Genomic DNA, 12,011 nt, shown 5'->3' on the forward strand with positions numbered 1-12,011 from the left:
AGGCCTGACACTCTGGTCAGGCGATTTCAAGACGGACTTTGAATTGAGAGAGCAGCCGGGTAAAGGCTTCGTCTGGTTGAGACTCGGTAAAGAGCACGTCGATCTGCTCGAGCGAGCCCAGGCGAATCATGGCGCTGCGTCCGAATTTGCTGGAGTCGGCTGCTAGAAAGACCTTGCGTGCGTTTTCGAAAATGGCCTGTGAAACGCGAACCTCCTGATAATTGAAATCCAGCAGAGTGCCGTCTTCATCGATGCCGCTGATGCCAACCAGCGCGTAGTCCACTTTGAATTGCTTGATGAAGTCAGCCGTCGCCTGGCCTACCACGCCGCCGTCACTGCGTACGCTGCCACCTGCAATCAGGACTTCGAAGTCCTCTTTTGCGCTAAGGATGTTCGCAACATGGAGGTTGTTCGTAATGATCTTCAGGCTACGGTGATTGAGCAGCGCGTGAGCGATCGCTTCGGTCGTCGTACCGATGTTAATGAATAATGAGGCATGATCCGGGACCTGTGCTGCAACGGCCTCCGCGATACGACGCTTCTCATCACGCATTTGTCCAGCACGCATGGTGTAAGCCGTATTTTCTACGCTGGAGTCATGGGCGGCACCACCGTGATAACGACGCAGCAAACCGCTTTCGGCCAGCTGGTTGATGTCTCGACGAATCGTCTGGGGGGTTACGGTGAAATACTGGGCAAGCTCCTCGATGCTGACATAGCCACGCTCGCGGACAAGGTCCAGGATGTTCTGCTGACGGGGCGCCAGGCTCATGCAATCTTCCTTCAACGGTGGTTTGACAGGAAGAATGCCGTAGCGAGGCGCCGGGCGCCAGTTCAGTGCATCAACTTCATCGTCCTGATGTGAAAAGGGCGACTTCCCAGTCGCCCCGTCCAATGACATCAGTCCTGCGCCCAGCCGCGAGTACGCTCGACAGCTTTCTTCCAGCCCTTGTAAAGCTCCTCGCGATGGTCACCATCACAGGTGGGCTCGAACACACGCTCGATGGTGCTCTTGTTGCGTAGTTCGTCCAGGCTGCTCCAGAAGCCGGTGGCCAAGCCAGCCAGATACGCTGCACCAAGGGCAGTGGTTTCCTTCATTTCGGGGCGCTCTACGCAGGTGCCCAGAAGGTCGGCCTGGAACTGCATGAGGAAGTTGTTTGCGACGGCACCGCCATCCACACGTAGCGAGCGTAGACGCTCGCCTGCATCCTGCTGCATGGCATCCAGTACGTCGCGAGTCTGATAAGCAATCGACTCTAGGGCCGCACGGATCAGATGCTCAACCTTGACGCCACGGGTCAGGCCAAACAGTGCACCGCGGGCATAGGGATCCCAGTAGGGAGCGCCCAGGCCGGTAAAGGCCGGTACCAGATAGATGCCATTGCTGTCTTTTACCTTGGTGGCGAAGTACTCGGAGTCTAGGGACTCATTAATGACCTTGAGCTCATCGCGCAGCCACTGAACGGTAGAGCCACCATTAAAGATGGCGCCTTCCAGTGCGTAATTCACTTCACCACGCGGTCCGCAGGCAATAGTGGTTAGCAAACCATGCTGGGACTGCACTGCTTTCTCACCAGTGTTCATCAGCAGGAAGCAGCCGGTGCCATAGGTATTCTTAGCTTGGCCCGGCTCTACACACATCTGGCCAAACAGGGCGGCTTGCTGGTCACCTGCAATCCCTGCGATCGGAATGCCGGTTTCCTGGCTGCTGCCCAGAGTGGCATAGCCGTAGACTTCGGAGGAGGAGCGAACCACCGGCAGCATTTCGCGAGGGATATCCAGTGCTTCAAGCATCACGGGATCCCAGTCACGCTTATGGATATCGAAAATCAGGGTGCGTGAGGCATTGGTGTAGTCGGTGACATGGACCTTGCCCTGGGTCATCTTCCAGATCAGCCACGTATCGACAGTACCGAACAGCAGCTCGCCACGGCGGGCGCGCTCACGGCTGCCCTCCACGTGGTCCAGGATCCACTTGATCTTGGTACCGGAAAAGTAGGGGTCGATGACCAGTCCGGTCGTGCGGCGGATATGTTCTTCCATGCCGTCACGCTTGAGCTGATTGCAGATCTCTGTGCTTTGGCGGCTTTGCCATACGATGGCATTGTAAATCGGGCGGCCTGTGGTCTTGTCCCAGACGATGGCGGTTTCGCGCTGGTTGGTAATACCGATGGCGGCTACATCGTCATGGCTAATGCCTGCATGAGCCAGGGCCTCCACGAAGGTAGCGCTCTGGGTGGCCCAGATTTCCATCGGGTCATGCTCGACCCAGCCGGCTTGCGGATAGATCTGTGCGAATTCACGCTGAGCAATGCTCACCACATTGGCGTTACGATCCAGCACGATGGCGCGGGAGCTGGTGGTGCCCTGGTCCAGGGCCACGATGTAATGCTTGTTATTAGACATGATGGAAATCCTTATTATTGAGCCTGTGATGCGCTGATCTTGGGCTGAGCGGCAGCGTCTTTCTTATTCGTTTCAACTGAGGTTTCTTTGACTGGAATGTCGCACGCTGCTGAGCCAAGACTGGGCAGGTGACGGCAGATGAGCGCCTTGTAAGCAGCGGCACCCAGGCAGGCACCCAGGATGGGCGCGAAGATCGGTACCAGGAAATAGGGTATATCGCGGCCACCGGTCAGGGCTACATCACCCCAGCCAGCCAGGAAAGTCATAAGTTTAGGACCCAGGTCACGAGCCGGATTCATAGCGAAGCCTGTCAGCGGGCCCATAGATCCACCGATCACAGCAACAAGCAAACCAATTAGAAGCGGGGCCAGCGGGCCGCGCGGAAGACCATTGCCATCGTCGGTCAAGGCCATGATCACGGCCAGCAGGATGGCGGTAATGACCATCTCGACCAGGAACGCCTGACCAACAGACAGGGCTGCGTTCGGATAGGTGGAGAACACACCCGCAAGCTCAAGGCTGGCTACGCTACCGCGTACCATATTGTGAGCCTGTTCGTATTCGAAAAAGAGGCTGTTATACAGGCCGTATACCAGCGCGGCGCCACAAAAAGCGCCTGCGATCTGCGAAATGATGTAGAGCGGGACCTTCCTACGCTCGAAGCCGCCAAACAGCCAAAGCGCAATGGTAACGGCAGGGCTCAGATGTGCACCCGACACGCCAGCGCTCAAGTAAACCCCCATGCTGACCGCAATGCCCCATATGATGCTGATTTCCCAGAGCCCCAGAGTAGCTCCGCCAACCTTCATGGCAGCGACGCAACCGGTTCCGAAGAAAATGAATAATCCTGTTCCCAAAAACTCGGCAATGCATTGCCCACGTAGGGTGGGCATTAGTGGAGTACTCATACGAGGAGCCTCTTGATTGTTGTATTTATTGCGGTAGTAGAAAAAAAGTGAAACTACATCCTTTCGGAAACGAAAAGTTAGTTTCAAAATCGAACGTTGTCAAAGGTTCTTCTTTCATCCCCATAGAAAATTGTGATGAGCGAAGCAGGATATTTTATGACAGGCAAAACACTTGTTTGAAAAGGAACTTTATAAGGCGTGTTTCAGGTCACGCTTGAGGGACGCCCCAAGTAAGGCATTACAAGGCTTTACAGGCTGCAAAGGCAGAGACAAACTGGATCATAAAGCCACAAGGACAATGGCATGACACCAGCGATAAACCTGCTCAAAAAGTACAAGATAGAGCATCGCGTACTCAGTTATGTACACGATCCCAAAGCCGCTTCGTATGGACTTGAGGCGGCAGACAAGCTTGGACTTGAACCCGTCCGGGTGTTCAAAACATTGTTGGCCGCTACCGAGAAGGAGGAGTTGCTGGTGGCTATCGTTCCGGTAGGTGGCAGTCTTGACCTGAAAGCCTTGGCCCATGCGGCGTCTGTCAAAAAGGCAGACATGGCGAATCCTCAGGTAGCCCAACGTGCTACCGGCTACCTGGTAGGCGGAATCAGCCCGTTGGGGCAGAAAAAACGCTTGAGAACGTTCATTGACAGCAGTGCCGAGCGGTTTCCTACCATTTATGTTAGTGCAGGCAGACGTGGCCTTGAAGTGGAGCTGTCTGCCCAGGCGCTGGCTAGCCTGACCGCAGGGCAGTTTGCCGAGATTGCACGGGAGTAATGTGCAGGTTCTCCGCTCGTACGGGTAGCGGGCAAAGGAAGTCCTTTCAACTAAGTTGACCAATCGATTCACTGCGCTATGGTCAATTATTGCCGCTCTGGTGTTTTCCCTTGATCGCTATCTGGCTGCTCGCTATTACAGCGGGCTTTGAGTGTGCCCGTAGCGGTTGGTGACAAGAGTGCCGATGATCCGAGAGATCCTACACAGAGCGAGTTGCCGGACCAGTTTAACTGTCATAGCTGGTGAACTGTACATTGTGACGTAGGCACGTTTCGCTCATGCTGTACGAAGAACTCAAAAGAAAAGATGGAGCAAACCATGCAACTCGACTTTCACCAAATCGATGCCTTCGCTGATCGTCCGTTCGCGGGTAATCCAGCGATGGTCTACCGTCTCGATGCATGGTTGCCGGACGATCTGATGCAGAAGATTGCCGCTGAGCATAATCTGGCGGAAACGGCCTTTATCCGTCGGGAGGGTGATGTCTGGCGCATTCGGTGGTTTACCCCAAAGGTTGAAATACCGTTGTGTGGCCATGCGACGCTGGCAGCGGCTCATGTACTGTTTACTGTTTATGAGGAAGCGGGAGAAAAGATCGAATTCATTTCCCGCTCCGGCACCTTGCGTGCCTATAAGGAAGAGGATGGGCTTCTGGCGCTGGATTTTCCCGCACAAATTCCAAGTGAGATCGGTTCCACACCAGAGCTGGAGCGTGCATTAGGCGTTAGTCCGGTCGATGTACTGGGCGCAGATAAGCTACTGGTTCTCCTGGAGTCGGAAGAGGCGGTGCGCAACTGCAAGCCTGACTTTGCGGCTCTGGCACGTCTGCGTTGGCCGGGTGTTATTATCACCGCTCGAGGTGAGCGGTATGATTTCGTGTCCCGTTTCTTTGCGCCTGGTATTGGCATCAATGAGGACCCGGTGACTGGCTCGGCTCATTGTAGCCTTATTCCCTATTGGTCTCGTCGCCTGGCGAAGCGGATGCTGCGAGCCTACCAGTGCTCGGAGCGGGGCGGGGAACTCTGGTGCCGTCTGGATGGCGAGCGCGTGAGCATCGCGGGTCACGCTCGTCGCGTCGCCAGTGGTCGTCTATTGCTGGATTGACGTTATGTGGCGCTGAAGGTTGTCAGCGCCGTTTTCTTGAGCGCAATTCCGATCTGTTCACCGGCACTGTGCTCAATAAAACCTGGGAAGGACGCTTCGAGGCGTGCTCCTGACGCAAGCGCTAGTTGATAGCGGGTGCTTGCACCTAGAAATACCTGGTTGACCACCTGCGCGGTCAACGTGCTCGCGGGGCTATAGAGGATGTCGTCAGGCCGAAGGAGAACGCGAAGCTCATCGCCTTCCTCGAACGCTTTGTTCCTGGCCCTGACAACCCCAAGTTCCGTTCTGATCGATTCTGAGTCGACGGCACGACCCGGAATGAAAAATCCCTGGCCTACAAACGTTGCCACAAAGGGAGTAGCAGGGGTCTGATAGAGGTGCCCAGGTGTATCCCATTGCTCAAGATGGCCATGCTGAAAAACCCCCACCTTGTCACTTACCGCAAACGCTTCTTCCTGGTCATGAGTCACCAGGATGGCGCTGGTGCCTCGAGCTTTCAGAATATCCCGGACTTCGCTGCTGAGCGATCGACGAAGCTCTACGTCCAGGTTGGAAAAAGGTTCATCCATCAATAACAGACGAGGCGATGGTGCCAAGGCGCGAGCCAAGGCAACACGCTGCTGTTGACCACCTGACAGCTCATGAGGATAGCGTTTGGCCAGCTGCTCCAGTTTGACCAGGGCCATCAGCTCACCCACGATGCGCTCGCGCTCGGGATGCTTGCGAATACCAAAGGCGATGTTGTCACGTACGTTCAGGTGAGGAAAAAGAGCATAGTCCTGAAAGACCATGCCGATCCCGCGCTGCTCTGGCGCCAGGGTAAACCCCGCTCGGGAAATGACCTGATCGGCGAGACGGATTTCGCCCTGCATGACAGGCTCGAATCCGGCGATGGCGCGCAGCGTCGTGGTCTTCCCGCATCCCGATGGACCAAGCAGACAGCCAATCTCTCCTGGCTCAAGAGACAGGCTCAGGTCGCTTACGATCGTGCTGCCACCGTAGCCGCAGGCCAGATAGCTGAGCGTGAGAATGCTCATGCGTTGCGTGTATGTGGGATCAGAAACTCCATCAATGCCTTTTGCGCATGCAGGCGGTTTTCTGCTTCATCCCATACGACCGAGCGTGGGTCTTCCAGCAGGTCGTGACTGATCTCTTCTCCGCGGTGGGCTGGAAGGCAGTGCATGAAAACGACGTCCTGACTGGCTTTGTCCAAGAGCTCACGTGAAACCTGATACGCCTTGAACGTTTCCAGACGAATTTTCGATTCCTCTTCCTGGCCCATGGATGTCCAAACGTCAGTGCTGACCAGATGAGCGCCTTCTACGGCCTCCGTTGGATCACGAACAATCTGGATACGGTCACCGGCACGTTTAACGAAGCGGGCGTTTGGCTCAAAGCCTTCAGGGCAGGCCACACGCAAGGTGAAGTCCAGTTGTTCGGCAGCTTCTATATAGCTGTTGCACATGTTGTTCCCGTCACCGATCCAGGCCACGACCTTGCCCTGAATGCTGCCGCGATGCTCGAAGAATGTCTGCATATCAGCCAGCAGCTGACAGGGATGAAGGTCATCAGACAGTCCATTGATAACCGGAACGTTGGAGTTTGCCGCAAAGGTCGTCAGGGTGCTGTGGGCATAGGTACGGATCATGACACCATCGAGCATACGGGACATGACGCGGGCACAGTCATCTACCGGCTCACCGCGGCCTAACTGCGTGTCGCGCGGGGACAGGAAAATGGCTTGGCCACCTAGCTGGATCATGCCTGCCTCGAAGGACAGACGCGTACGGGTCGAGGCCTTTTCGAAAATCATGCCAAGAACACGATTTTTCAACGGTTCGTGGCTGACGCCTCGACTACGCAATTCTTTCAGCTCGATGCCACGGCGGATCAGCTGCAACAGCTCATCGGGTGTGCAATCCATGAACGAAAGAAAATGCCGAGCGCTCATCATCAATACCTATGAATACAGGCCAGGGGTGCCGGCCGGCTTCAGGAAAAACAGGCTACACCCAAAGCTACTGCCGCACCTATGCGGAGGAAAGGGAAGGGCCGGATCTTATAAGTAATTTATATATTTGCGCAAATCCCTGGCGAGGTGGCAGAAAAGATGGGATTGCAACCGGTTATTACGCAAAAGGTAAAACTTCACAAAGATTGGAAAATTGTTCCGCTACGGTTGTTACATTTTTGTTAAATGACTACTATGCCGCCCGCCTTTCGAGGCGACGTTATTACCCCGCAACGGGGTTATTGGAAAATTGTATGCAAAGGAGTATTGCATGAAACGCGTAGTGTATGCCGCTGCCTTCTCTACCTTGGCCCTGCTCACTGGCTGTGCCAGCCAAAACGTAAGTCAGCCAGCTCTGCCTCTGGGTGGCGCGGTTGATACCGGTCTGAAAGCGGACGTCAAAGTAGGCGAAACAATCACAGGCCAGTCTTCCGTAAACGTTCTGTTCGGTATGCTGAAGCTGGGTGGTGATAGCAAGTTCGCAGACGGCGTAACCTATGGTGGTGGTGAAGGTGGTTTTGCTCTGGGACTGGATCCAGTCTCCTCGGCCAAAGCTGCTGCAGCTTACAAGGCTGTCAAGGCTTCGGGTGCTGACGTAATCGTTGCTCCGCGTTATGAAGTCGATGTTCAGGACTACCTGGTGTACAAGGCCGTCAACGTCAAAGTGACTGGTCAGAAAGGCACCATCAGCTCTATCCATTAAGGATGAGCTCGAACCGGCGGACATGGAGTTCGCCGGTTCGAAGAGAAACGACTGCCGCGTTCATCTTTCTTCCTCCCGCCAATTTCTCCTCCTGCGCCAAGTCACGCCATTATCAGGCTTGTAAATTGTTCCTGTTGCCCCTATCTGTATGGACGGGTGGCCAGAGGCAAAACCGAGCGTTTCACTGGGTTTTCCGTTACACTGGTCAGCACTGAAATTCAGCGAGGTGCACCGTGGATATCATCGAAACGATCAAAGAACAGATCGCCAATAACCCTGTTCTTCTTTACATGAAAGGCTCCCCCAATGCTCCGCAGTGCGGTTTCTCTGCCCGTGCCTCGCAAGCGTTGATGGCGTGTGGTGAGAAGTTCGCCTATGTGGACATTCTGCAAAATCCTGAGATCCGGGCCAATCTGCCTAAGTATGCCAATTGGCCAACGTTCCCCCAGTTGTGGGTAAACGGTGAGCTGGTAGGCGGTAGCGATATCCTGCTGGAGCTGCACGAAAAAGGTGAGCTTCAGCAGCTGGTCAAAGGCGCTGCGGGTAAAACCGAGGCCTGATCGGATGGCCAGATGAACTTCTGGTAACCGCTTCGGCTCTGACTGCCTGGGTTGTCCGGTAGTCAACCGGATTCAACAAAGCCCCGCTTCGGCGGGGCTTCGTTTTGCTGGAGTGGTTATGGCTGAGAAGACATTGGCAGGCTCTGCGCGTTGGGCTTGCGCTTATTTCTTTGCTATCAATGGACTGGTACACGGCAGTCTGATGGCGCGGATACCGGCCTTGAAAATGCAGGCCGGACTTGACGAAGGTACGCTTGGGCAAGCGTTGCTGTGCCTGGGGCTGGGTGCTTTGACAGCGTTCCCCCTGACAGGAATTCTCCAGCGCTGGCTGGGTAGCCGCCGGATTGTAATTGGTGGAGGGCTATTGCTCCTGCTTGCCTTTCCCTTGGTCGGGCTGGCCCATCAATGGCTCAGCTTCGCCTTGGCGATGTACCTTATTGGTTTGGCCAGTGGCGCAATGGATGTTGCGGTCAACACGCAGTCTGTAGAAGTCGAACGAGCCCTTCGGCGTCCGACGCTTTCGCTTCTTCACGGGATGTACAGTCTTGGCGGCCTGGTCGGTGCGCTAGGGGCGGCTGCGCTGGTGGCATTGTCACCTGTCTGGCATTTCCTCTTACTGGCAGTGATTGCCCTTATCTTTCTGCTGCCTGGCGGTAAACGGCTTTTGCCTGATGAGCACATGCCTGCGCGTACCCACAAGGGTTCAGGTCTGCGTCTGCCGCCCATGGCAGTCGTAGGGCTGGGACTCATGGCGTTGTGTTCGTTTGTGTCCGAAGGCGCTATCGCTGACTGGAGCGCCTTGCTTCTGCATGATGTGAAGAGTGCCAGCGAAGGGTTATCCGCCTTGGGATATGCCGCTTTTTCCGCCACGATGGTGTTTGGCCGACTCTTTGGTGATCGCCTGCGTGTTCGCTTTCAGGATCACTCACTGGTTCGTGCGCTTGGAGGGTTGGCAACACTGGGGATGGTTGTAGCGCTGCTGGCGCCTGATGCGATCATTTCGATCATTGGGTTTGCTCTGGCCGGTCTGGGACTGTCGATCATTGTGCCGATCCTTTTCAGCGCTGCAGGCAATCGCCCGGGCATCGACCCGGGGGTTGGCGTTGCTGCTGTTGCTACCCTGGGCTATGGAGGGCTGCTCATGGGGCCTCCGCTGATCGGTCTGTTGGCCCAGGCAGTAGGACTTAAGCTGGCCTTGCTGTCCATTGTGGCGTTATGTGCCGCGCTGTGTCTGCGCGCCGGCATCGTTCGAAGAGGCTAGCGAGCCACCAGCCTGGTATTGTCCAGGCTGATGCAAGGAACTTCCTGACGCGTTCGTGAGCCTATCGGTCATCACTCGACGATAATAAGCACGTGCGTATTCCCTGGCAGGTTTTCCTTGCGCCTAGCCCGTTGGCGCTCAAGTTTGCGGTCAAGACGCTTTTTGCGGCGTGTCTGGCCCTATGGCTTGCGTTTCGATTCGATCTTGAACAGCCCACGTGGTCGATGATGACGGTGTTTATCGTCTCGCAGCCGTTGTCCGGCATGGTGGTAGCCAAGGGTCTGTTTCGTCTGATCGGGACCGTAGCCGGGACGATCATGTCTGTGGTGTTGATTGGCCTGTTTGCACAGACGCCCTGGGCTTTTCTTCTGGCCATGGCGCTCTGGCTCGGGTTGTGCACCGCTGCGTCGACCTTGCTGCGCAATCATGTGTCCTATGCCTTCGTTCTGGCCGGCTACACCGTAGCGATCATTGGTCTGCCAGCCATTGCTCAGCCGCTCGGCGTCTTTGATCAAGCAGTCGCTCGCTGCACGGAAATCTGCATGGGCATCATTGTGGCGTCTATCGTCAGCTCGGTGATCTGGCCGCAACGTGTAGAGCAGAACCTGAGTCAACAGGCCAGCAAAGTCTGGCAGGCGGGTCTGCAGGCAGCACGCGCTGAGGTGGCTGAAGATGAAACCGCTGCGACCGGACTGCTTGGGGTGTTTGGCCAGATCGTGGCTGTTGATGCGCAGCGCGACCACACATGGTTCGAGGGCCATCGGGGACGTCAGCGTGCCCGGGCGTTGCGATTGTTCTGTCGAGATCTGCTGAGCCTGTTGCGTACCTCGCGGGGCGTGGTTCGCCAATGGCGTAACCTTGAAGCGAATGAGCAAGAGGCGGTCGCGCCCTGGCGTGAAGAGGTCATCCAGCATCTGGATCCGTTCGAGCCAACGGCCACTGAGGCACTGCTCAACCGGCTCCGTGACGAGCTCAATGACCCACGTTACAACAATGACCAGCGCTACTTTCTAGCTCGCCTGGGCATTCTGCTCGGCAAGGCCCTAACGGCTGAACAGGCCGAACGGGCGGTTGCCCGTGGCGTGGCTGATGACAGTGCTCCTTCGGCACTGTCCTGGCACCGTGACATCCAGACGGCGCTGTTGTATGGAATGCGCAGCGCGTTAGCATTGCTCGGACTTGCGATCTTCTGGTTGAACACCGCCTGGCCTGCCGCAACCGGTGCCATGCTGTTGGGTGCTGTTTTATGCAGCCTGTTCGCCAACCGCGATAACGCCGTTCAGATCGGCCTAAGTTTTCTTCGTGGTATTGCCTACGCCATCGTGGTGGCCATTGTTGTCAGCCAGGCCGTATTGCCGTCATGGTCCGGCTTCCCGTTATTGTGCCTGGGTATGGGGGTTCCGCTGTTTTTTGCCGCGCTTGGAATGGCGGGGCCGCCGGCGGTGGTAGGTACGGCTACTGCGTTTGCGTTGCACTTCATTGTGCTGGTTTCGCCAAACAACCATACCCGCATGGACATGGCTAACCTGCTCAATCAGGCCCAGGCGCTGGTCATTGGAGTTGGCTTTGCCGTCGTGATCTTTCGTTTGATTACACTGCGTCACCCGCGGCGGCTGATCCGAAGAATTCTTTCAGCCACGACCTATGACCTGCAGCGTCTGACAGAGCGCCCTCTTGGTATTGCTGAAACCTGGTTTGGAGGGCGGATGGCCGATCGATTGCTGCAACTGGCACGCAATATCAACCTCATGCCGCTTCATGAGCGTCGTCGCTGGCACGATGGCCTGCTGGCATTGGATCTGGGTAATGAGCTGTTGCACCTGCGCGCCTGCCTTGACGGGGCGACCGGCTCACTGGCGGCGGAGCGCGATCGTTTCCTACAGGCGTTTTCGGCAGCCTTGGCAAATGGTCTGGAGCATGTACGGCCGGAGCAGCTGGATGAACCCGCGAACCGATTACGCTCTGTATTAGAAGCCGTACCAGAGCCGGATGAGCCCAAGCGCCTGGCTCATGGAGCGGTTCGCCAGTTGCAGCGAACCTGGACGATGTGGTGCCAATCGCTTGAGGATCACCATGGACCTGCATGAATGGGCTATCAGCGGCGTTTACCTGAGCCCGCTGTTTCTTTATGCGGTAGCGGCTTTATTACTGACAGGTGTGATTCGGCTGGTCATGCATAAACTTCATGCGAGTCGCTGGATCTGGCATGAGGCGCTATTTGGGTGCGCACTGTTTCTGCTGCTGCTCGCAGCCATTACCTGGATTGCCGCGACGTGACGTGGTC

Annotated in this window: 12 protein-coding genes; 7 read left to right on the forward strand and 5 right to left on the reverse strand. The window is 56.1% G+C overall.

The genetic code is table 11. The annotated features are described in order from the left end of the window. Positions 1-16 precede the first annotated feature (16 nt). The 3 genes from QWJ10_RS06115 to QWJ10_RS06125 form a co-directional block, all read right to left on the reverse strand. A complete protein-coding gene (locus tag QWJ10_RS06115; protein WP_026003951.1) occupies positions 17-772 on the reverse strand; it encodes a DeoR family transcriptional regulator in 756 nt (251 codons plus the stop codon). A gap of 128 nt (positions 773-900) precedes the next feature. Next, positions 901-2,406 (reverse strand): glycerol kinase GlpK, encoded by a 1,506-nt coding sequence (gene glpK / locus QWJ10_RS06120; protein ID WP_122042085.1) that lies wholly within the window; start codon positions 2,404-2,406, stop codon positions 901-903. Between the two features lie 14 nt (positions 2,407-2,420). Further along, complete coding sequence (locus QWJ10_RS06125; protein ID WP_010795092.1) at positions 2,421-3,314, reverse strand: MIP/aquaporin family protein; 894 nt, start codon at positions 3,312-3,314, stop codon at positions 2,421-2,423. Between the two features lie 303 nt (positions 3,315-3,617). On the opposite strand from QWJ10_RS06125, the gene ybaK reads away from it, so the two are divergent. Both ybaK and QWJ10_RS06135 read left to right on the forward strand, forming a co-directional pair. Beyond that, positions 3,618-4,088, forward strand: a complete 471-nt coding sequence (gene ybaK / locus QWJ10_RS06130; RefSeq protein ID WP_010795091.1) for a Cys-tRNA(Pro) deacylase — start codon at positions 3,618-3,620, stop codon at positions 4,086-4,088. A 318-nt stretch (positions 4,089-4,406) separates the two neighbouring features. After that, on the forward strand, positions 4,407-5,192 hold the full coding sequence (locus QWJ10_RS06135) for a PhzF family phenazine biosynthesis protein (protein WP_197872345.1): 786 nt from the start codon (positions 4,407-4,409) through the stop codon (positions 5,190-5,192). Positions 5,193-5,194: 2 nt separating this feature from the next. Here QWJ10_RS06135 and QWJ10_RS06140 read toward each other — a convergent pair whose 3' ends face one another. After that, entirely contained in the window at positions 5,195-6,229 is a 1,035-nt protein-coding gene (locus QWJ10_RS06140; protein ID WP_289924800.1) for an ABC transporter ATP-binding protein, read from the reverse strand. After that, on the reverse strand, positions 6,226-7,143 hold the full coding sequence (argF, locus tag QWJ10_RS06145) for an ornithine carbamoyltransferase (RefSeq protein ID WP_197872343.1): 918 nt from the start codon (positions 7,141-7,143) through the stop codon (positions 6,226-6,228). The genes QWJ10_RS06140 and argF overlap by 4 nt, the downstream gene beginning before the upstream one ends. A 331-nt stretch (positions 7,144-7,474) precedes the next feature. On the opposite strand from argF, the gene QWJ10_RS06150 reads away from it, so the two are divergent. The 5 genes from QWJ10_RS06150 (at position 7,475) to QWJ10_RS06170 (ending at position 12,004) form a co-directional block, all read left to right on the forward strand. Further along, positions 7,475-7,906 carry a hypothetical protein gene (locus QWJ10_RS06150; protein ID WP_010795087.1) on the forward strand — a complete coding sequence of 144 codons (432 nt, stop codon included), beginning with the start codon at positions 7,475-7,477 and terminating at the stop codon, positions 7,904-7,906. Between the two features lie 233 nt (positions 7,907-8,139). After that, complete coding sequence (grxD, locus tag QWJ10_RS06155) at positions 8,140-8,466, forward strand: Grx4 family monothiol glutaredoxin (RefSeq protein ID WP_010795086.1); 327 nt, start codon at positions 8,140-8,142, stop codon at positions 8,464-8,466. 118 nt (positions 8,467-8,584) lie between these two features. After that, a complete protein-coding gene (locus QWJ10_RS06160) occupies positions 8,585-9,727 on the forward strand; it encodes an MFS transporter (protein WP_019365829.1) in 1,143 nt (380 codons plus the stop codon). A 92-nt stretch (positions 9,728-9,819) separates the two neighbouring features. Beyond that, a complete protein-coding gene (locus tag QWJ10_RS06165; RefSeq protein WP_289924801.1) occupies positions 9,820-11,814 on the forward strand; it encodes an FUSC family protein in 1,995 nt (664 codons plus the stop codon). After that, entirely contained in the window at positions 11,801-12,004 is a 204-nt protein-coding gene (locus tag QWJ10_RS06170; RefSeq protein WP_289924802.1) for a DUF1656 domain-containing protein, read from the forward strand. The genes QWJ10_RS06165 and QWJ10_RS06170 overlap by 14 nt, the downstream gene beginning before the upstream one ends. The last annotated feature ends 7 nt before the right edge of the window (positions 12,005-12,011 follow it).

It is taken from the genome of Pseudomonas sp. WAC2, assembly GCF_030403525.1.
In the GTDB taxonomy this organism is placed as follows: domain Bacteria; phylum Pseudomonadota; class Gammaproteobacteria; order Pseudomonadales; family Pseudomonadaceae; genus Chryseomonas; species Chryseomonas luteola.

Excerpts from the sequence above, each read along its gene's own strand:
- QWJ10_RS06115 (WP_026003951.1), bottom strand. The coding sequence starts at position 772 with ATGAGCCTGGCGCCCCGTCAGCAGAACATCCTGGACCTTGTCCGCGAG.
- glpK (WP_122042085.1), bottom strand. The coding sequence starts at position 2,406 with ATGTCTAATAACAAGCATTACATCGTGGCCCTGGACCAGGGCACCACC.
- QWJ10_RS06125 (WP_010795092.1), bottom strand. The coding sequence starts at position 3,314 with ATGAGTACTCCACTAATGCCCACCCTACGTGGGCAATGCATTGCCGAG.
- ybaK (WP_010795091.1), top strand. The coding sequence starts at position 3,618 with ATGACACCAGCGATAAACCTGCTCAAAAAGTACAAGATAGAGCATCGC.
- QWJ10_RS06135 (WP_197872345.1), top strand. The coding sequence starts at position 4,407 with ATGCAACTCGACTTTCACCAAATCGATGCCTTCGCTGATCGTCCGTTC.
- QWJ10_RS06140 (WP_289924800.1), bottom strand. The coding sequence starts at position 6,229 with ATGAGCATTCTCACGCTCAGCTATCTGGCCTGCGGCTACGGTGGCAGC.
- argF (WP_197872343.1), bottom strand. The coding sequence starts at position 7,143 with ATGAGCGCTCGGCATTTTCTTTCGTTCATGGATTGCACACCCGATGAG.
- QWJ10_RS06150 (WP_010795087.1), top strand. The coding sequence starts at position 7,475 with ATGAAACGCGTAGTGTATGCCGCTGCCTTCTCTACCTTGGCCCTGCTC.
- QWJ10_RS06160 (WP_019365829.1), top strand. The coding sequence starts at position 8,585 with ATGGCTGAGAAGACATTGGCAGGCTCTGCGCGTTGGGCTTGCGCTTAT.
- QWJ10_RS06170 (WP_289924802.1), top strand. The coding sequence starts at position 11,801 with ATGGACCTGCATGAATGGGCTATCAGCGGCGTTTACCTGAGCCCGCTG.